Annotated in this window: 14 protein-coding genes; 6 read left to right on the top strand and 8 right to left on the bottom strand. The window is 70.7% G+C overall.

Annotated features, from left to right (window positions below):
- Window positions 1-138: 138 nt before the first annotated feature.
- Window positions 139-300, bottom strand: a complete 162-nt coding sequence (locus MKD38_RS01155; protein WP_252674299.1) for a hypothetical protein — start codon at window positions 298-300, stop codon at window positions 139-141.
- Window positions 301-485: 185 nt separating this feature from the next.
- On the opposite strand from MKD38_RS01155, the gene MKD38_RS01150 reads away from it, so the two are divergent.
- Window positions 486-1,541, top strand: coding sequence for a class I SAM-dependent methyltransferase (locus tag MKD38_RS01150; protein WP_252674298.1), 1,056 nt, complete (start codon window positions 486-488; stop codon window positions 1,539-1,541).
- Window positions 1,542-1,614: 73 nt separating this feature from the next.
- Here MKD38_RS01150 and tldD read toward each other — a convergent pair whose 3' ends face one another.
- From tldD to MKD38_RS01135, 3 genes are all read right to left on the bottom strand, one after another.
- On the bottom strand, window positions 1,615-3,075 hold the full coding sequence (gene tldD / locus MKD38_RS01145; RefSeq protein WP_252674297.1) for a metalloprotease TldD: 1,461 nt from the start codon (window positions 3,073-3,075) through the stop codon (window positions 1,615-1,617).
- 96 nt (window positions 3,076-3,171) lie between these two features.
- Window positions 3,172-4,008 carry a carbon-nitrogen hydrolase family protein gene (locus tag MKD38_RS01140; protein WP_115679879.1) on the bottom strand — a complete coding sequence of 279 codons (837 nt, stop codon included), beginning with the start codon at window positions 4,006-4,008 and terminating at the stop codon, window positions 3,172-3,174.
- A gap of 19 nt (window positions 4,009-4,027) precedes the next feature.
- Window positions 4,028-8,371: a YhdP family protein gene (locus MKD38_RS01135; protein ID WP_252674296.1), complete on the bottom strand. Its 4,344-nt coding sequence runs from the start codon at window positions 8,369-8,371 to the stop codon at window positions 4,028-4,030.
- A gap of 261 nt (window positions 8,372-8,632) precedes the next feature.
- On the opposite strand from MKD38_RS01135, the gene glnE reads away from it, so the two are divergent.
- Both glnE and rrtA read left to right on the top strand, forming a co-directional pair.
- Complete coding sequence (gene glnE / locus MKD38_RS01130; RefSeq protein ID WP_252674295.1) at window positions 8,633-11,515, top strand: bifunctional [glutamate--ammonia ligase]-adenylyl-L-tyrosine phosphorylase/[glutamate--ammonia-ligase] adenylyltransferase; 2,883 nt, start codon at window positions 8,633-8,635, stop codon at window positions 11,513-11,515.
- Window positions 11,505-12,146 (top strand): rhombosortase, encoded by a 642-nt coding sequence (gene rrtA / locus MKD38_RS01125; protein ID WP_252674294.1) that lies wholly within the window; start codon window positions 11,505-11,507, stop codon window positions 12,144-12,146. The genes glnE and rrtA overlap by 11 nt, the downstream gene beginning before the upstream one ends.
- 39 nt (window positions 12,147-12,185) lie before the next feature.
- Here rrtA and MKD38_RS01120 read toward each other — a convergent pair whose 3' ends face one another.
- The 4 genes from MKD38_RS01120 to MKD38_RS01105 form a co-directional block, all read right to left on the bottom strand.
- Entirely contained in the window at window positions 12,186-13,817 is a 1,632-nt protein-coding gene (locus MKD38_RS01120) for a rhombosortase-dependent MprA family serine protease (protein ID WP_252674293.1), read from the bottom strand.
- 151 nt (window positions 13,818-13,968) lie between these two features.
- Window positions 13,969-14,415, bottom strand: coding sequence for a hypothetical protein (locus MKD38_RS01115; protein WP_252674292.1), 447 nt, complete (start codon window positions 14,413-14,415; stop codon window positions 13,969-13,971).
- A 65-nt stretch (window positions 14,416-14,480) separates the two neighbouring features.
- Window positions 14,481-16,232: a DNA repair protein RecN gene (recN, locus tag MKD38_RS01110; RefSeq protein WP_252674291.1), complete on the bottom strand. Its 1,752-nt coding sequence runs from the start codon at window positions 16,230-16,232 to the stop codon at window positions 14,481-14,483.
- Window positions 16,233-16,299: 67 nt separating this feature from the next.
- On the bottom strand, window positions 16,300-17,217 hold the full coding sequence (locus MKD38_RS01105; protein WP_018006940.1) for an NAD kinase: 918 nt from the start codon (window positions 17,215-17,217) through the stop codon (window positions 16,300-16,302).
- Between the two features lie 114 nt (window positions 17,218-17,331).
- Here MKD38_RS01105 and hrcA point away from each other — a divergent pair, with 114 nt between their 5' ends.
- The 3 genes from hrcA to MKD38_RS01090 all read left to right on the top strand — a co-directional run bounded on the left by hrcA (window position 17,332) and on the right by MKD38_RS01090 (window position 19,992).
- Complete coding sequence (gene hrcA, locus MKD38_RS01100; RefSeq protein WP_115706478.1) at window positions 17,332-18,366, top strand: heat-inducible transcriptional repressor HrcA; 1,035 nt, start codon at window positions 17,332-17,334, stop codon at window positions 18,364-18,366.
- A gap of 118 nt (window positions 18,367-18,484) precedes the next feature.
- A complete protein-coding gene (gene hemH / locus MKD38_RS01095) occupies window positions 18,485-19,600 on the top strand; it encodes a ferrochelatase (RefSeq protein ID WP_252674290.1) in 1,116 nt (371 codons plus the stop codon).
- On the top strand, window positions 19,597-19,992 hold the full coding sequence (locus MKD38_RS01090; protein WP_252674289.1) for an RNA-binding S4 domain-containing protein: 396 nt from the start codon (window positions 19,597-19,599) through the stop codon (window positions 19,990-19,992). Before hemH ends, MKD38_RS01090 begins: the two co-directional genes overlap by 4 nt.
- The last annotated feature ends 29 nt before the right edge of the window (window positions 19,993-20,021 follow it).

The following is a 20,021-nucleotide window of genomic DNA, read 5'->3' as shown; positions in this document are numbered from 1 at the left end:
TGAGGGTGTGGGAAAACAAAGGGGTATAAAAAAACCGCCAGGGTCGCTGGCGGTCTTTTTTGTATTCGGGGCGCTGCTTACAGCCATCCCTCCCTATCCGCCAGCGGTGTGAGATCGCTAAAAAAGTAAAAGTAAAACTTAGCGGACATGGCGGGAAAAGGCGTTGGCTTGGGTCAGCTTGAAACGATTTGCTTCGCGGGCGCCGGATTTATGCTGCACTGCGTGGCAGAAAGGCAGGAAATTGCGCGCCGCTTCGGTAATTTTCGTTGCGCATCGGCTGCTGGCCGCGCGACGAAGCATCTTTATAGCGCCTTTTGCCGGGGTTGGCAAGTGTCGCCGCAGCCATGCCGTGCGCTGGCGCACCAACCCGCCTTGCATTCCCGCGATGCCTTGCGAAGTTGCTGTCGCCGTCGCTTTTCGGCTTTTCCGGGCATAGCCGATGGCTATATTGGAAGCGGGGAGCAGTGGGCACGGGGAGGTGCATCATGAGCGTCGATGAAGCGAGGCTGAATGCCTTCATGGAAAAATTCGTCGGCGATATCGGCGCGGTGATGCATGCCGCGACCGTGGTCGTCGGCGATGAACTCGGGCTGTACAAGGCGCTGGCGGAAAAGCCGATGAGCGTCACCATGCTGGCGGCCAAGACCCATACCGACGAGCGCTACCTGCGCGAATGGCTGTCGGCGCAGGCGGCCAGCGGCTATGTCGACTATGACGCGGGCTCGGGGCAGTTCAGCCTGAACGAGGAACAGGCTTATGCGCTGGCGCAGGAAGGCAGCCCGGCCTTTATCCCGGGCGCGTTCCAGATTGCCGTGGCGCAGTTCCGCGCGATTCCGAAGATGATCGACATCTTCCGCAATGGCCGCGGGCTGGGCTGGCACGAGCACGACCCCGCGCTGTTCCACGGCACCGAACGCTTCTTCCGGCCCGGATATGCGGCGCACCTGGTGTCGGAATGGATCCCGGCGCTCGACGGCATCGCGGCGCGGCTCAAGGCCGGGGCCCTGGTGGCGGACGTGGGCTGCGGCCATGGCGCGTCGACCATCATCATGGCGCAGGCGTTTCCGGCCTCGCGCTTCGTCGGCTTCGACTACCACGAGCCCTCGGTGCGCCATGCGGCCGAGGCCGCGCGCCGCGCCGGCGTGGCCGAGCGCGTGCGCTTCGAGGTGGCCAGTGCCAAGGGCTATGGCGGCAACGACTATGACCTGGTGGCGGTGTTCGACTGCCTGCACGACATGGGCGACCCCGTCGGAGCGGCGCGCCACGTGCGCGAGAGCCTGCGCGCCGACGGCGCCTGGATGATCGTCGAGCCCTTTGCCAACGATGCGCTGGAGCAGAACCTGAACCCGGTGGGCCGGGTGTTCTATTCCGCGTCGACCTTCATCTGCACGCCGGCATCGCGCTCGCAGGAAGTCGGCCTGTGCCTGGGCGCACAGGCGGGCGAGGCGCGCATGCGCGCGGTGGCGGAGCAGGCGGGCTTCCGCGGCTTCCGGCGGGCGGCGCAGACGCCGTTCAATCTGGTGTATGAAGTGCGGCCGTGAAGGGCGGCCGTCTTGCTTGCTGATTGGGTACTCCCTCTCCCCCTTGCAAGGAGAGGGGAGCAAACCAGCGGCCTCAGGCCGTCCCGCCGACCGTCATATTCTCGATGCGCAGCGTCGGCTGGCCCACGCCCACCGGGACGCTCTGGCCTTCCTTGCCGCACACGCCTACGCCGGAGTCGAGGCGCATGTCGTTGCCGATCATGGTCACGTCCTTGAGCGATTCCGGGCCGTTGCCGACCAGGGTCGCGCCCTTGACCGGGTACGTGATCTTGCCGTCCTCGATCATGTAGGCTTCGCTGGCCGAGAACACGAACTTGCCGTTGGTGATGTCGACCTGGCCGCCGCCGAAATTGACCGCATACAGGCCCTTCTTGACGCTGGCGATGATTTCCTGCGGGTCCTTGTCGCCATTGAGCATGTAGGTGTTGGTCATGCGCGGCATCGGCAGCGCGGCATAGCTTTCGCGGCGCGCGTTGCCGGTGACCGGCATCTTCATCAGGCGCGCGTTGAGCGTGTCCTGGATATAGCCGCGCAGGATGCCGTCCTCGATCAGCGTGGTGCACTGGGTCGGGTTGCCTTCATCGTCGAGGTTGAGCGAGCCGCGGCGGTTGGCCAGCGTGCCGTCGTCGACCACGGTCACGCCCCTGGCCGCGACGCGTTCGCCCATGCGGCCGGCGAACGCCGACGAGCCCTTGCGGTTGAAGTCGCCTTCAAGGCCGTGGCCGACCGCCTCGTGCAGCAGCACGCCGGGCCAGCCCGGGCCCAGCACCACGGTCATGGCGCCGGCCGGGGCCGGGCGCGCATCCAGGTTGACCAGCGCCGACGACACCGCCTCGTCCACGTACTGCTGCAGCAGGTCGTCGGTGAAATAGCCGTAGGCATAGCGGCCGCCGCCGCCCGACGAGCCGATCTCGCGGCGCCCGCCCTGTTCGGCGATCACCGTGACCGAGACCCGCACCAGCGGGCGCACGTCGGCGGCGATCACGCCGTCGCTGCGCGCTACCAGTACCACGTCGTATTCGCCAGCCAGGCCTGCCATCACCTGCACCACGCGCGGATCCTTGGCGCGCGCCATGCGTTCGATGCGCTCCAGCAGCGCCACCTTTTCCGCCGCGCTCATCGAATCGAGCGGGTCGTTGGGCGTGTACAGGTTGCGCCCCGCATGCGTGGCCAGCTCGCCGGCGACCTTGACGCGGCCGCTGCCGGCCTTGCCGATGGTGCGCGTGGCGGCTGCCGCCTGCGACAGCGCCGCCAGGCTGATGTCGTCCGAATAGGCAAAGGCAGTGCGGTCGCCCGAGACGGCGCGCACGCCCACGCCCTGGTCGATGCTGAAGCTGCCCGACTTGACGATGCCTTCCTCAAGGCTCCAGGCCTCGTTGCGGGTGTACTGGAAGTACAGGTCGGCGTAGTCGACCTTGTGCGTGAAGATATCGGCCAGCACGCGCTGGAGCCTGGCTTCGTCCAGGCCGTACGGCGCCAGCAGCAGTTGCTGCGCGGTGGCCAGGTTGCGGATTCCGAGATCGCCGGCGTTCATGAGAGGTCCTTTTTTTCCTTGGGCCGCGCGGGCTGGCCGGCGCGGCAAACAATCCTGTGGGCGAGGGCGCCATCGGCCCCCGCGCTTGCGTACATGCTACAGCACCCGGTGCCGCAATGCCGGCAGGTTCTGCCGGACTTCCTCCAGCCGCGCCGGGTCGATCACGCCGCCGACCACGCCTTCGCCTTCGGGCAGCATCGCCAGCACTTCGCCCCACGGGTCGACCAGCATCGAATGGCCCCAGGTGCGCCGGCCGTTCTCGTGCTTGCCGCCCTGCGCCGCCGCCAGCACATAGCACTGGTTCTCGATGGCGCGGGCGCGCAGCAGGATTTCCCAGTGGGCCTGCCCGGTGGTGTAGGTGAAGGCGGCCGGCATCAGGATCAGGCTGGTGCCGCCGTCGGCGGCCAGGCCGCGGTACAGCTCCGGAAAGCGCAGGTCGTAGCACACCGACATCGCCACCCGGCCGCAGGGCGCATCGAAGCTGACCGGCGTGCGCCCGGCCAGGATGGTGCGCGACTCGTCATAGCTTTCGGTGCCGCGGGTGAAGCCGAACAGGTGGATCTTGTCGTAGCGCGCGATGCGCTCGCCGCGCGGGTTGAAGGCGAGCGAGGTGTTGTACACGCGCTGCGGGTCGTCGCACCACATCGGCAGCGTGCCGCCGACCAGCCAGATGCCATGGCGGCGCGCCGCGTCGGCCAGGAACTGCTGCACCGGGCCGTCGCCGTCGTGCTCGCGCACGGCCACCTTGTCGGATTCGGCGCGGCCCATGATGCAGAAGTACTCGGGCAGCAGCACCAGTTCGGCGCCGCCGGCGGCGGCCTCGGCGATGCGCGCCTCGGCGCGCGCCAGGTTGGCGTCAAGCGAGGTGCCGGTCACGGTCTGGACGGCGGCAACGCGGAACGGGGCAGGGCTGGCTGGATTGGCTGGGCTCATGGGGGGGCGGCATCTTCTTCTAGCGCGGGAAGGCCGGATCCGCGCGGTTGTCGAAGGTCGGGCCTTGCGCCTCATTGTCCTCCACTTTGCCGACCTGCGGGTTGGCCCAGCTGCCCGAGATGCGGTAGTGCCGGGTGAACATCTTGGAGAACTCGTCGGCGAACAGCAGCTGCGCGGCGAGCGTGCCGATGCCCAGCGCCGGGTTGATAAAGGCCGCGGCGATCGACGTGGTGGTGGCGTTGATGCGCGGCACCACCTCGACCCGCAGGTCCTGGGTCTCGCGCAGCAGGTTGGCGGTGCCGCTCATGCTGGCGATGATCTGCGGGCTGCGCAGCTTGAAATCCTCGATCGTGCCGACGCCGTTCTCGATGGTGCCGCTGCCGGTGATGCGGTCGAACAGCAGCCCGCGCCCCGAGAGCGTACGGAAGTCCAGCGTGGCAAAGCGCAGCAGGCCCTGCAGGCTGAGCACGCCCAGCAGGCGCGCCGCGCCCGGCTCGACGCTGAGGATCTGGCCGTTCTCCAGGTCCAGCGACAGCTTGCCGGTCAGCGTCGGGTAGTCGATCGACAGCGGCGAGCCGCGCCACGCCACGCGCCCCTCGAGCTTGCCCTTGCCGTCGCTGAGGGTATGCGGCAGCCCCAGCCGGTCCAGCGTCGCGCCGGCATCGCGCACGTCGATGGCGAACGACAGCAGCGTGCGGCGCTCGGCGCTGGCGTCGGCGCGCAGGCGGCGCGGCACGCGCCAGCTGCCGTTGCCGGTCAGGGTGGCGCCGGGCTGTTCGATCTGCAGCTTGTCCAGGGTCCAGACCGGATCGGTGCCGCCGGCGCCTGTCTCGGTATGCGCCTTGACCTCGAGCTTGCCGAAGTCGTGGCCGCGCAGCATGAACTGGTCGGCGACCAGGTCGATCGCGGGCAAGGTGTCGATGCTGCTCGCCAGCGCATCGACCACGTTGTGCTCGTCGTTGGCATCGGGCACGTTCAGGCGCGCCAGGCGCAAGCGCAGCGAAGCGGCGGCAGCCGTCGCGCCCGGGCGCCATTGCACCGCACCGGCAACCTGGCGCGAGTCGACCCTGGCGTTCCAGCCGTCGGCCTCGCGGCTGGCGTCGAGCGCGACCTCGTCCAGCGTGCGGCCCATGCCGTGCAGCGTGCGCGCGCGCAGCGCGATGCGGCTGGGCAGGAACGGCGAGGGCGGCTCGTTGGCACCCGCGCCGTCAGCACCACCGGCGAAGGCCGCGCGCCAGGCATCGATATCGAGCTGGTCGAAGGTGGCCCCGGCGCTGACGCCCGCGGACGGCAACGGCGCCGCCTGCTGCACGCCGATGCCGCCCGCCAGCACTTCGAAGCCGCTGGTGCCGCTACCACCGCCGTCGCGGCGCAGCAGGTAGCGGGCGTTGAGCACATTGCCCAGCTGCAGCGCCAGTTCGTCGGTGCCGCCGCGCGCGGCATTGGCCGCAGGCGCGGCCGGGCGTAGTTCGACGCGCAGCGGCAATGCGGGCGCGGCGGCCTTGGCAAGGGGCGCCGGCAGCTGCAGCGCCATGCCGTTGAGCTCGGAGTTCAGCTGGACCTGCAGCTGCCGTTCGCGCACGCCGATCACCGCGCTGTAGCCGGTGGCGCCTTCCAGCCGCGCCGCCAGCGGCGCCAGCGCCGTGCCCGCGGCAGCCTCGCGCAGCCCGGCGGCCGAAGCCTGGCCGCTGGCGTTCACGCGCGTGGCGCCGTCCGGCTGCGTGCCGCCGGCAAGGCGCAGCTCGCCGCCAAGAAAGCGCGCGCGAATGTTCTCCAGCCCGAAGCCATGCTCGTTAAAGGTAATGACGCCGCTGGCATTGCCCAGCAGCGGCAGTTGCGGGCTGAGCACGACATCGTTGCCGGGAAAGCGGAAGCGGCCATCGACCTTGGCCGCGTCGGCGTGCTCCAGCGGCATCTCGAGCTTGAGCTTCAGCTCGCCGTTGCCGCCGGCCCGGGCCGCATCGGCCACGTGTCCGGTCCACTCGCGCACCGGCGAGGCGTTGATGTAGCGTACGAAGCCTTGCACCGGCCCGGTGGCGCTGCCCTCGATGGCGAGCTTGCCGCGCGGGCTCAGGTCGTCGATGCGGCCGCTGACATCGTGCAGCGTGACGCCGGCAATGTCCTGCACCGTGGCGCGGCGCGCCAGGAAAGTCATGCCGCCGCGGTCGAATACCACGCGCCCGGCGATGTCGGTGAACACCGGCCACGACGATGCGCCGGGGGTGCCATGGGCCGGCTCGTGGCTCGCGTCATGCGGCGCGATCTGGTAGCTGACGTGTTCGATCGGGACCTCGACGCGGAACTCGCCGGCCTTCTCGTGCGGTGCCTGGAACGGGAAGTGCGCGAGGTCGCCGCGCAGCACGAAGCTGACCCCGGCAGCCTCGCCACCGGTGAGCGCGCCGGACAGGTAGTGGCGGGTCGCGGCGGGGATGCTCAGCGGCAGGTAGCGCGGCACGCGCGCGACGCTTGCGCGGGTCATCTCGCCGGCCAGGTCGGCGATGCCCGAGACGCCATCGCCGCCTTCGCGCCAGGTGCCGCGCACCGAGCCGGCGGCGTCGGCATTGGCAAAGCGCACGCTCTCCAGCGTCACCGCGAGCTTGCCGTCGCGGCGCTGCCAGCGCACGTCGCCGCCGATCTGGTCGAACCCCAGGCGCGGGTCTTCGAACAGCCCCGGCAGCACCAGCGCCGCGTCATTGCCCTCGAAGCGCGCCGTGCCCTGCTGGTCGTCGAGGGCGAAGGTGCCGGACAGGCGCGAGAAGCCCGGCGTGCCCAGGCGCGGATGCCCGGCGGCGTCGAGCGCCGGCACCGCGGGCTGCCCGTTGATCGAGACCTCGCGCAGCGTGCCCTGGATGCTGTAGTGGGGCTTGCCGCCGCCGCGCTCGAGCATGCCGGTGCGCGCGCGGGTCCAGCTGACGTTGAGGTTGTCGATGTGCCCCGCAGGCTGCAGCGCGCGCAGCTGGCGCAGCACCGCGGTATCGATCGGCATCGAGGTGGCCAGCGCGCGCACCGTGTTCAGGTCCAGCGAGGGCGCCTTCAGCGAGAACTTGTTCAGGGTCCCGTCCTTGGCCCGGGCCCAGCCGATGGCGACCTTGCGCATGCCTTCGCGCCAGCTGCCGTCGGCCACCGCGGGCGCGTTGCTGGCGTCGGACACTACCGGCTGCTGGGCCTGCTGCGGCTGCAGGGGCTGCCATAGCAGCGTGTCGACGGTCAGCAGGTTGCTGCCGTCGCGCTCGGTCCGGTGTAGCAGCAGGGCCTGCGCGTTGGCCAGCCGCAGCGGCGCGGCGGCGCCGGCCAGCTGCAGGTCGACGCCGCTGGCGCGCAGCCGGGTCTGGCTGCGCACGATGCGCCCCTGGCGGAATTCGATGCTGCCGTCGGTGCTGAAGGTGCCGCTGGCGACGCGCTCGAACATCGCCAGGTAGCGCTGCAGCACCGGCAACTGCAGCTGGCCGAGGTCCCAGGTGGCCTGGCCGGCCCAGTGGCGCCAGTTGCCGGCGCTGTGCAGGTAGTCGTCGCGGAAGGTCGAGCGCACCTCGAGCGGGCGCGGGCCCAGTGCCGGCGAGCGCGCTTCCAGGTGGAAGGTGTGGCGCGCGCCGTCGCGGCGGGTTTCGAGGCGGATCTCGCCGATGTCGAGTCGGGGCAGGCGTGCTTTTTCGTCGAGCCAGCGCAGCTTGCCGTCGGACAGCGCCACGCGGCCCTGCGACATCAGCCAGCCCAGGAAGCGGTCGTCGTCCTGCTGGCCGCCGGTGGCATCGACCACCATGCCGGCGACCAGCAGCCTGCCCTCCGGGGTGCGGCGCACCAGGATGTCGGTGCCGCTCGCGCTCAGGCTGACGAACTGCAGGTTCATGCTGACCAGCGAACGCCACGCCAGCTTGCCGTCGAGCGTGGCGGCCGACAGCAGCGCGCGCTGCTGGCCGTCCACCGCGCTAAGCCCACGCGCGCGGAAGGCCGGGTGCCAGCCGTCCCAATAGGTTTCGAGCGAGCCGATCCCGACCTGCGCCGACAGCGCCTGCGAGCCGCGCTGTTCCAGCCACTCGCGCGCGGCCGAGGCCTGCGGCCACAGCACGAAGCGGATCAGCAGGCCCGCCGCCAGCGCCAGCACGGCCAGCACCAGCGCCAGGCGCACCAGCGCGCGCCCCAGGCCGCGCCAGAACGGATGGTGCAAGGCCGCCGCGGCCGCGCGCGCACTGGCGCGACCCAGCGCGCCGGCGCGCGCCCACGTAGAACTCCGTCGGGGGGCGTCAGGAGTGTCAATACCAAGGGAACCGGTGGGCGTAGCGGGCAGCGTGGTGGCGGCCTCGTGCCCGCCCGCGCCGCCATTGGGGGGAGAACCGTCAGCGGGTTGTGGGGCGCGGCTGGACATGCGCAGATTATCCGACAATACTAGCCGCTCTCCAATCTGGTGCCCGGCCGGCTAAAACAAGAAATGCGCAAGCTGCGCGCACCGCGGCGGGGTACCCCTGGCCGCACCTTTCGCACCTTTGCTCGCATTTCAAATACTGGAATGACTGCCTCTGATCCGACGAGTTCCGCCACTGGCGACGCTGCTGACCAACATGGCGCGCGCGCCACACCGGAACCCGCCCATGCGGCGTCCGTCGCGCCGGGGCAGGGCCCCGGCACCATGTCCGCCGGCGCCTTTGCCGTCACCGCGGCGCAGGCGCTGCAGCCGGATGGCGAAGGCGCCCGGGCAGGCGGCGACGTATTGTACTCGGCCTCGTACTCGCACTACGCGCGGCGCGTGCTGCAGGCCCGCCCGGACCTTCCGGAAGTCCTCGCCGCCGCGGTGGCGCAGCCGCTTACGCGCGCCTGGATGGCGGCACGGCTGCAGGCGCTGCATGCGCCCTCGGCCGACGCCGAAGATGCCGCCAAGCGTGCGCTGCGTCGGCTGCGCGCCGAGGTCATGTGCGCGGTGATCGAGCGCGACCTGCGCGGCCTGGCCACGCTGGGCGAGGTTACCGGCGCCATGACCGACCTGGCCGAACTGGCGATCCAGCACGGCCTGGCGGTGCTGGGCGACGATCTTGCCGCCACCTTCGGCCGCCCGGTCGGCGCCCACAGTGGCGAGGTACAGGAGCTGGTGGTGGTGGGCATGGGCAAGCTGGGCGGGCGCGAGCTCAATGTCTCGTCCGATATCGACCTGATCTTCCTCTACGACGAGGACGGCGACACCCAGGGCGGCCCGCGCACACTGTCCAACCACGAGTACTTCATCCGCCTGGGCCGCCGCCTGATCAACCTGCTCGCCGACGTGACCGCCGACGGCTATGTGTTCCGTGTCGACATGCGGCTGCGTCCCAACGGCGATGCCGGGCCGCTGGCCTGCAGCCTGGGCATGCTGGAGGAATACCTGGTGGTGCAGGGCCGCGAGTGGGAGCGCTACGCCTGGATCAAGGGCCGCGTGGTGTCGGCGCTGGACTCGCCCCATGCGCAGCGGACCGCCGGTCTGCTGGCGCGGCTGACCTCGCCGTTCGTATTCCGGCGCTACCTGGACTACGGCGTGATCGCGGCGATCCGCTCGCTGCATGCGCAGATCCGCAGCGAGGCCGCCAAGCGCAGCGGCGGCCTGCCCGGGCACGGTGTCAACCAGCGCTCGTTCAATATCAAGCTGGGCCGTGGCGGCATCCGCGAGATCGAATTCATGGCGCAGGTGTTCCAGCTGATCCGCGGCGGCCAGGATCCCGCGCTGCGCATCCGGCCGACGCTGGAGGTGCTGGCGGTGGCGGTCGAGCGCGGCCTGCTGCCCGCCGCGCAGGCCGGGCAGCTGGGCGACGCCTACCGCTTCCTGCGCCAGCTCGAACACCGGCTGCAATACCGCGACGACGCGCAGACCCACCATCTGCCGACCTCACCGGACGAGCAGCACGCGGTGGCGCAGATGATGGGCTGCGCCGACTGGCCGGCCTTGCTGGCGCGGCTTGCCGAGCTGCAGGAACCGGTGGCGCAGCAATTCGAAGCCACCTTCTCCGACCCCGACGCCGGCCCGTGCGAGGCGCTGTGGCCGGACATCGTCATGGAAGACAGCGCCGCGCGCGCGCAGGACAACCCGCGCCAGGACCCGTCGCAGGGCGCGGCCGACAGTGTGGAAGACAGCGCGGTGCCGTGCCAGCGGCTGCAGGCCGCCGGCTTTACCGACTGCAATGCGCTGCTGGACCGGCTGCGCGCGATCGCCGCGTCGCTGCGCTACCGCGCGCTGTCCGAAGCCAGCCGCGCGCGCTTCGACCAGCTGGTCAACCGCGCGCTCGACCTGGCCGCGCGCCAGGACGATCCCGACAGCACCATCGGACGCTTTATCGACTTCCTCGAGGCGATCAGCCGGCGCGCCTCCTACCTGTCGCTGCTTTCCGAATACCCGCAGGCGATGGACCGCGTCGCGCAGACGCTGCATGCCTCGCGCTGGGCCGCAGCCTACCTGACGCGCCATCCGCAACTGCTCGACGAGCTGCTCGACAGCGACGCGCTGGCCGGCGCGCCCGACTGGACCGCGTTCCGCAAGCGCCTGCATGAACGGCTGCTGGCCGCGGAGGGGCAGGTCGAGCAGCAGATGGACATCCTGCGCCGCGAGCACCATGCCGAGACCTTCCGCGTGCTGCTGCAGGACCTGCAGGGCATGCTGACGGTGGAGCAGGTGGCCGACCGCCTTTCGGACCTGGCCGATGCCATGCTCGACGCGACCCTGGAGACGGTGTGGCGCCAGCTCGCCACGCGCCACCGCGAGGTGCCGCGCTTCGCCGTGATCGCCTATGGCCGGCTGGGCGGCAAGGAACTGGGCTATGCCTCGGACCTGGACATCATCTTCCTGTACGACGACGAGCACGAGCGCGCGCCCGAGGTCTATGCCGCCTATGCGCGCCGCCTGATCACCTGGCTCACCAGCCATACCGCGGCCGGCGCGCTGTTCGACGTCGACACGCGGCTGCGCCCCAATGGTGCGGCCGGCCTGCTGGTGACCAGCTTCGACGCGTTCCGCCGCTACCAGCTGCGCGAGGGCGACAACACCGCGTGGGTCTGGGAGCACCAGGCGCTGACGCGCGCGCGCTTCTGCGCCGGCGACGCCGCCATCGGCGCGCGCTTCGAGGCGCTGCGCGGCGAGGTGCTGTGCCAGGAGCGCGACGCCGCGGCGCTGCGCGACGAGATCGCGCAGATGCGCCGCAAGGTTGCCGAAGGCCATCCCAACCCCACCGACCTGTTCGATCTGAAGCACGATCGCGGCGGCATGGTCGATATCGAATTCACGGTGCAGTACCTGGTGCTGCTGCATAGCCGCGCCCATCCGCAGCTGACGCGCAATGCCGGCAATATCGCGCTGCTGCGCGAAGCCGGCGAGCTGGGCCTGATCGATGCCACGCTGGCGCTGGCGGTGGGCGATGCCTACCGGCTGTTCCGCGCGCGCCAGCACCAGCTGCGCCTCGACGGCCAGGTCCATGCGCGCGTGGCGCCGGCATCGATGGCCGCGCAGACCGCCGCGGTGGGCACGCTGTGGCGGGCCGTGTTCGGTGAGGACTGACGCCGCGGGGCCGCCGGCACCCGCCGGCGCATCTTGGCCGGGGCTGTTGGCGGCGGTGGCGCTGGTATGGGCGCTGTCGGCGGCGTTCACCTTCCTGCCGTGGTGGCACGCGCATGGCCTGTACCTGCGCGATGCCGTGCGGGTGGACGGCCAGTGGTGGCGCCTGGCCACGGCGATGTGGGTACACCTGGACGGCCATCACTGGCTGGCTGACATGCTCGCCGCCACCGGCGTGCTGGCGATCTGCGCGCGCGTGGCGCGGGCGCGCAGCCTGTTGCTGGTGCTGGTGGCGTGCGGCATCGCGGTGCAGCTGGTGCTGCTGCGCGTGCCGGCCATTGCCTGGTACGGCGGGCTCTCGGGCGCGCTGCACGGGCTGGCGCTGTGGGGCGCGCTGGGGCTGCTGCGCGCGCCGGGACTGGCGCGCATCACCGGCGTGCTGCTGTGCCTGGGCGTGCTGGCCAAGGTCTGGGTGGAACAGTCGTGGCTGGCGCCGGTGGTGTTCGATCCGGCGTGGGGCTTCGGCGTGGTGCGCGTGGCGCATGCGGCCGGCGCCGTGGCCGGCCTGCTGTGCTGGGTTCTGCAGGAATGGTGGCTGGCGCGGCGGCCGGCGCGCGATAGCGGCGGGCGATAGCGGCGCCGCGGCGCCGCCGCCTGAGTGCCACCGCTGCCGCTAGCCGCGGCGGCGCAGCGCGAAGCTGAACAGTCCCGCCACGGCGAGCAGCAGCGCGCTCCACAGCGGCACCGCGCCACCGCCGCCGCCGCCATCCGCGGCCGGTGCCGGCGCGGCCGGTGGCGGTGGCATGCCCAGCGCCGCCAGCAGGGCGCCGTCGGCATCGAGCAGCCCCGCGCCGCATACGCCCTGATTAGTGGTGCAGAAGGTGCCGGAGGGATGCGGGCGCGCCGAGCTCTTCAGCGCCGCGGTGACCTGCGCCGGCGTCAGCGAGCCGTTGAGCGTGAACATCATCGACACCACGCCAGAGACCATCGGCGCGGCGAAACTGGTGCCCGCCGCCGACGCCACCACGTAGTTGCCCAGCGCCGTCTTGCCGTCGTTGCTGAGCGTGCGGATCACCGAAGGCGTGACCGTGCAGCGGCCGTCGACCACCTGCGAGTTGCCGCAGCCGCCGCCCGGCGCGCTGATCGCCACCTGCGGGCCGACGTTGGCATAGCTGGCGTTCTCGCCGCCGTTGGCGTGCGCGGTGACCGCGATCACGCCGCTGCAGTCGGCCGGCGCCTCGACCGCGCCGCGGTTGTTGCCGGCCGCGGCCACCACCACCACGCCGCGCGCATTCAGGTCGTTGACGGCTTGCTGCTCGATGCCGCTGCAGGTGCCGCCGCCCAGGCTGATATTGACCACGCGCGCCGGGGTCGGGTTGGCCGGCACGTTCGGCACCGGCAGGCCGCCGGCCCAGCGCATGCCGTCGACGGTGTCGGACAGCAGCGCGCCGCAGCGTCCCGAGACCCGCACCGGCAGGATGCGCGCATTCCAGTCGACCCCCGCGATATCGCGCGCGTTGTTGGTCAGCGCACCCAGCACGCCGGCCACGCGCGTGCCATGCCAGCTGTTGTTGGTCGGCTCCGGCGTAGGCGTGCTGCTGCCCGGACAGGTGAAGCCGGCCGGCAGGCCGTCGCCGGCATCGGTCGGATCGCCGTCGCGGCCGTCGCCGTCATTGGAGACCGTGGTGGTGCTGATGAAGTCGAAGCCGGACAGCAGCCGTCCCTGCAGATCGGGATGGGGCAGGATGCCGGTGTCCACCACCGCGACCACCATGCCGCTGCTGCCGCCGGTGCGGTCCCATGCGCGCGGCAGGTTGACGCCGCCGACGGCGGTGCCGGTGCCCTTCAGGTACGGCTGGTTGACCTGGAACTCGGGATCGTCGGGTAGTGTGTCGTGCAGCCGCAGCCAGCGGTCGGGCACGGCGTCGGCCACGCGCGGATCCTGGCGCAGCCGTGCCGCCGCGGCCTCGGGGTCGGCGGCAAAGGCGTCGGGCACCTGCAGCAGCTGCAGGTTGCCGCCCATCGCGCGGCGCGCCGTGACGGCGATGCCGGTGCGTTCGCTCAGCTGCTTGAGGGCTTCGGCGGCAGCCGGCGACTTGCCGGCGCCATTGCCGTCGACCGCGGTGGTGCCGTCGCGCCAGCGCACGATGATGTGGCCGGTATAGGCCGGTGCGGACTGCGCGCCGGCTGCGAGTGCCGTGCCGGTCGGGACCGCGCCGCATGCAGCGGCGGCGGCCAGGGCGATGGCCCGCCAGCGGCGGGCCGCGAGGCTGCGGCGGAATACGGACAGCGCGGATTGCGGCATGGATTTCTCCTCCCTGGGGCGTAGCGCGCTCGGGCCGGGCCGGCGCGTGGGCATGCTATGTAGCGAATACGATCCCGCCGGGTTGTGCAAGGCCGGCTTTGGAATCGTTCGCGTTCGTTAATGCGGCGTTCCGTACAGATTCCGCCCCGTGCTAGCGCGCCGGCATGTCGCGGCTGGTGGGAATATTGCGGCTGGGCTTGAGCAGCCGGTCGGGTTCGGCGGTCTCGATGCGCGGCGTGGCGCGCAGCGTGTCGACGGCCTGGTCGAGGGTGGCGTCGGCCGACGGCGAGATCGCCGTGACCAGCCAGACCCCGCCCGACATCGGCCGCTTGACCACGTAGCGGATCGGGCCCTTGATCTCGGCCAGCAGCTTGCCGGCGTCTTCGGACAGGTCCACCGCGGGCGGCTTGAAGCGGACCATGATGTCGCCAAGCGCACGGTCATCGCTGATGCTGCCCGGCGGCGGCGCCGAGGCCTTGGGCTGGGCCTGGCAGGCGGACAGTGCCAGCAGTGCGGCCGAGGCGGCGGTGACAATGGCGAGCACCGCGCGCAGCGAGGCGCGCGGGCGGTGGCCGGTGGGCGGCGCTGGGCGGGTCATGGGGAAGCTCCTTTCAATGAATAAATGGACGATGCCACGCAAGGCCGCGCAATCGGGGGCGGCGTTCAGCCCGCGGCGGCGCGGCGGCCGCGCTTGCCGTCCTTGCCCGCGCGCGCGGGCTGGCCGGCGCCGCTGTCGGCCATGCCCTGCGCCAGCATCTCCTCGGCATGTTGCAGCGTCGTGGCGGTGACGGTGGCGCCGCCCAGCATGCGCGCGGTCTCGACCACGCGGCCGGCCGGGTCGAGCACGCGGATGCGCGAACGCGTCACCGAGGCGTCGGCCTCGGCCATGGTTTCCTTGCTGACCAGCAGATGCGTGCCGGCCTGCGCCGCCACTTGCGGCAGGTGGGTCACGCACAGCACCTGGCGCGCGCGGCCGAGTTCCTGCAGGCGCCGGCCGACCACCTCGGCGACCGCGCCGCCGATGCCGGTGTCGACTTCGTCGAAGATCAGCGTGGGCGTGGGCGAGGCTTCGCTGGTGATCACCGAGATCGCCAGGCTGATGCGCGCCAGTTCGCCGCCGGAGGCCACCCGGGCCAGCGGGCGCGCGCTGACGCCGGCGTGGCCCGCCACCAGGAACTCGACCTGCTCGAGGCCGTAGCTCTGGCCTTCGTCGAGCGCATTGAGCGCCGCGACAAAGCTGCCGCCGGCCATCGACAGGCCCTGCATGGCGTCGGTGACCGCGCCGGACAGCGCCTGCGCGGCTTGCTGGCGGGCATGGCTGAGGTGCTGCGCCAGCGTCAGGTAGGCGGCCTTGGCCGCGGCCTCGCGCGCCATCACCTTGTTCAGGTCCTGCGCGGCCTGCAGGTCGTCGAGCTGCTGGCGGCGCGCGACCAGCTCATCGGCGAGCTGCTCGGGCGGCAGGCGGTACTTGCGCGCGGTGGCGTGCAGCGCCTGCATGCGCTCCTCGACCGCCTGCAGCCGCTCGGGGTCGAGCTCGAGCCGGTCGACATAGCGCGTCAGCGAATGCGCGGCTTCCTCGGCCTGCACCTGCGCCGGCTCGAGCGCGGCCAGCACGTCGCGCAGCGCGGGGTCGACATCGGCCAGCTGCTGCAGCCGGTGCACGATGCCGTTGAGCGCCGACAGCACCGAGCCGTCGGCCTCGGACAGCGCGTCGAGGGCGGCGCGGCTGCCGTCGATCAGGCCGGCGGCGTGCGAGAGCCGGTTGTACTCCGACTGGATCTCGTCCCATTCGCCCGGCTGCGGGTTGAGCTTGTCGAGCTCGCCGACCTGCCATTCGAGCCGCTCGCGCTCGAGCTGCATCTCGCGCGACTGGTGCTCGACCGCTTCGCGCTGGCGCACGCAGGCACGCCAGGCACGCCAGGCCTCGGCGACCGCGACGGCCTGCTGCGTCAGGCCGGCGTGGGCGTCGAACAGCAGCCGCTGCGCATCCGGGCGCAGCAGTTGCTGGTGCGCATGCTGGCCATGGATGTCGACCAGCTGGTCACCGACTTCGCGCAGCTGCGCCAGGGTGGCGGCGGCGCCGTTGATAAAGGCCTTGCTGCGGCCGCCGGCATCGACCGTACGACGCAGCAGCACGGTCGGCACGCCGCCGTCTTCTTCGCTGTTGAGCTCGCGCTCGGCCAGCCACGCATCGAGCGCGGCATGGGTCGAGAAGGTGGCGCTGACGCTGGCGCGCGGCGCGCCTTCGCGCACCACGCCGGCATCGGCGCGCTCGCCCAGCACCAGCGCCAGGGCATCGATCAGGATCGACTTGCCGGCGCCGGTCTCGCCGGTGAAGACGGTAAAACCGGAGGCGAAGTCCAGGTCGAGGGTGTCGACGATGACGAAATCACGGATGGACAGGCTGCGCAGCATCGTGGCGGGGAAGGGTGGTCGGTCCGATGAAGGGTCGGGCTCGGGCTGAGGGGCGGCTGGATGGCGCTCAGAGGCGGTTGTCTTCGGACGGGTATTCGTGCCAGTGCAGCTTCTTGCGCAGCGTGGCGTAGTAGTTGTAGCCCACCGGGTGCAGCAGGTTGATGGTCTTCTGCGAGCGCCGCACCACGATGCGGTCGCCCGGCAGCAGCGAGGTCAGCGACTGCATGTCGAAGTTGACGCTGGCGTCGCGTGCGCTCGCCACCTCGATCGTGACCTCGGCGTCGTGCGGCAGCACGATCGGCCGGTTCGACAGCGCGTGCGGTGCGATCGGCACCAGCACCACGCCCGACAGCGTGGGATGCAGGATCGGGCCGCCGGCCGACAGCGCGTAGGCGGTGGAGCCAGTGGCGGTCGACACGATCAGGCCGTCGGAACGCTGGTTGTACATGAAGTGGCCGTCGACCGAAACGGCCAGCTCGACCATGCCGGAGATGCCGGAGCGGTTCACCACCACATCGTTCAGCGCCAGCGCCGAGAAGATGTCCATGTCGTCGCGCACCACGCGCGAGGCCAGCAGCAGCCGGGTCTCGGACTCGTAGCGGCCGTCGAGCATGTCGGGCAGCACGGTGTGCGCGTCTTCCAGCGCAATATCGGTCATGAAGCCGAGCCGCCCGTGGTTCACGCCGATCAGGGGCACGTCATAGCCGGCGAGCTGGCGCGCAATGCCCAGCAGCGTGCCGTCGCCGCCCAGCACCACCGCCACGTCGGCCTGCGTGCCGATCTCCTCGGCGGACAGGGCGGGGTAGGCGGTCAGCCCGGTGGCCAGCGCGGTCTCGCGCTCGAACACCACATCCTGGCCGTTGCGCAGGATATAGGAGGCGATCTCTTCCAGCGGCCCTTCGATGCCGGCGGTGGAGTACCTGCCCACCAGGGCGACGGTCTTGAATGGAGTGCGCACGGCGCTGGCTTTGGCTGGGGCGGACATGCCGGGATTAGACCATACCGCCGTGACGGTTGTCAGCAGGCGCCGGCGGCCCATCCGGCGGCACATCGGGCCGGTCCGCCAGAAGGTCCAAAACTTGCGTAAAATCGGGGCATCATGGATGAACGTTCCAAAACGCTGCTCAAGACCCTGATCGAGCGCTACATTGCCGAAGGCCAGCCGGTCGGTTCCCGCACCCTGTCCAAGTACTCGGGGCTGGACCTGTCGCCGGCGACGATACGCAATGTGATGTCCGATCTCGAGGAAATGGGTTTTATCGCCAGCCCGCACACCTCGGCCGGCCGCATCCCGACGCCGCGCGGCTACCGGCTGTTCGTCGATTCGATGCTGACCGCCAAGCCGCTCGAGCGCAACGCCGACCTGGCCGAGCTGACCGGACAGATCCAGGACCAGCTCGGCGGCCAGCAGCTGGGGCCGCAGCGCATGATTACCGCGGCGGCGCGCACGCTGTCGAACCTGTCGCACTTTGCCGGCGTGGTGATGACGCCGCGCCGCGCGCAGGCGTTCCGCCAGATCGAGTTCATGCGGCTGTCGGACAAGCGCATCCTGCTGATCATCGTCAGCCCCGAGGGCGACGTGCAGAACCGCATCATCCAGACCGAACTTCCCTACACGCCGGCGCAGCTGATCGAGGCCGCCAATTTCTTCAACTCGCACTATGCCGGCATGAGCTTCGACACCGTGCGCAGCCACCTGCGGCTGGAGTTGCAGGACCTGCGCCGCGACATGTCGCAGCTGATGCAGGCCGCGGTCGAGGCCGGCAGCGCCGCCGAGGACGAGGACGACGACCACGTCTATATCAGCGGCGAGCGCAAGCTGCTCGAAGTCGACGACCTCGCCTCGAGCATGGACAAGCTGCGGCGCCTGTTCGACGTGTTCGAGCACAAGACCAGCCTGCTGCAGCTGCTGGACGTGTCCAGCCATGCGCAGGGCGTGCAGATCTTTATCGGCGGCGAAAGCCGGCTGGTGCCGATCGAAGACATGGCGGTCATCACCGCGCCGTACGAGGTCGACGGGCAGATCGTCGGCACGCTGGGGGTGATCGGCCCCACGCGCATGGCCTACGAGCGCGTGATCCCGATCGTCGACATTACCGCGCGGTTGCTGTCGAGCGCGCTGAGCCAGAACTAGTGGTCCGGCGTTCCGGTCTGACCGGCGGCTCCATTCCCACCGCGCGAGCCCGGCGCCGCTGCGCCGCGCCCGTCACCGCGCCCGTCCCATCCCGGCATCGCGCCAACCCGGAAGCGACATGACGTTTTCTCCCGAACCGGCCTACCAGCACGGCCAGGCGCCGCGCACGGCGATCCTGCTGGTCAACCTGGGCACACCCGATGCCCCCACGCCCAAGGCGGTGGGGCGCTACCTGAAGCAATTCCTGTCCGACCCGCGCGTGGTCGAGATCCCGCGCGCGGCGTGGCTGCCGCTGCTGTACGGCGTGATCCTGCCGCTGCGCTCGCGCGCGTCGGCGCTCAAGTACGAATCGATCTGGCTGCGCGAGGCCCATATGACGGGCTCGCCCCTGCTGGTCTACAGCGAGCGCCAGGCGCATGCGCTGCAGCGGCTGCTGCACCAGAACGGCCACGACGTGACGGTGGCGTGCGCGATGCGCTACGGCAACCCGTCGATCGCTTCGGTGATGGAAGCGCTGCGCCGCCAGGGCTGCGAGCAGGTGCTGGTGCTGCCGATGTATCCGCAATACTCGGGCACTACAACCGCCACCGCCTTCGACGAGGTGTTCCGGGTGCTGGGCCAGTGGCGCGACCAGCCGGAGCTGCGGCTGGTCAAGCATTTCCATGACCATCCCGCGTACATCTCGGCGCTGCAGCAGCAGGTCGCCGCCTACTGGAGCCGGCATGGCATGCCGGATTTCGCCCAGGGCGACAAGCTGATCCTGTCGTTCCACGGCGTGCCGCGGCGCACGCTGGAACTGGGCGATCCCTACCACTGCGAGTGCCTGAAGACCGGCCGCCTGCTGGGCGAGGCGCTGGGCCTGCAGCCGGGCCAGTACCAGGTGACGTTCCAGTCGCGCTTCGGCAAGGCCGAGTGGCTGCAGCCCTATACGGCGCCGACGCTGGCGGAGCTGGGCAAGGTCGGCGCCGGGCGCGTGGACGTGTTCTGCCCGGGCTTTCCGGCGGACTGCATCGAAACGCTGGAAGAAATCGCCATGGAAGGCCAGACTGAGTTCAAGGTCGCGGGCGGCAAGGACTTCCACTTCATTCCGTGCATGAACGATGCCGCGCCGTGGGTCGCGGCGATGGCGGAGATCGCGCTGCAGCACCTGCAGGGCTGGCCGCTCGCCATGCCGCATGCGCATGAACTGGAGGCGCGGCGCACGCGTGCGCAGGCGCGGGGAGCGGCGGCATGAACGTGGATTTCGAGGCGGATGCGCGCCAGCGCATCGACAAATGGCTGTGGTGCGCGCGCTTCTTCAAGACGCGCTCGCTCGCGGCCGAAGCCGTAGAGCGCGGCAAGGTGACGGTCAACGGCCAGCTGTGCAAGAACTCGCGCGAGGTCAAGCCCGGCGACAAGGTTGCGCTGGAGGCACACCAGCAGCGCTGGGAACTCGAAGTGAAGGGCATCGCCGCTGCGCGCGGGCCGGCGCCGGTGGCGCAGACGCTGTACCAGGAAAGTGCCGAGAGCCAGTCGCGCCGGGCCGCCGACGCCGAGCGCCGGCGCCTGCAGCCCGAGCCATCGGCCCAGCTCCAGGGGCGCCCGACCAAGCGCGACCGCCGCCGCATCGACGACTTCAATGGCTGAGATGGCAGCGCGGCGGCACCGTTGCCGGT

The organism is Cupriavidus sp. WGlv3 (assembly GCF_023952475.1).
GTDB lineage: Bacteria > Pseudomonadota > Gammaproteobacteria > Burkholderiales > Burkholderiaceae > Cupriavidus > Cupriavidus phytorum.
The sequence above is the reverse complement of the archived record's forward strand: the minus strand, read 5'-3'. Positions and strand labels throughout refer to the sequence as shown.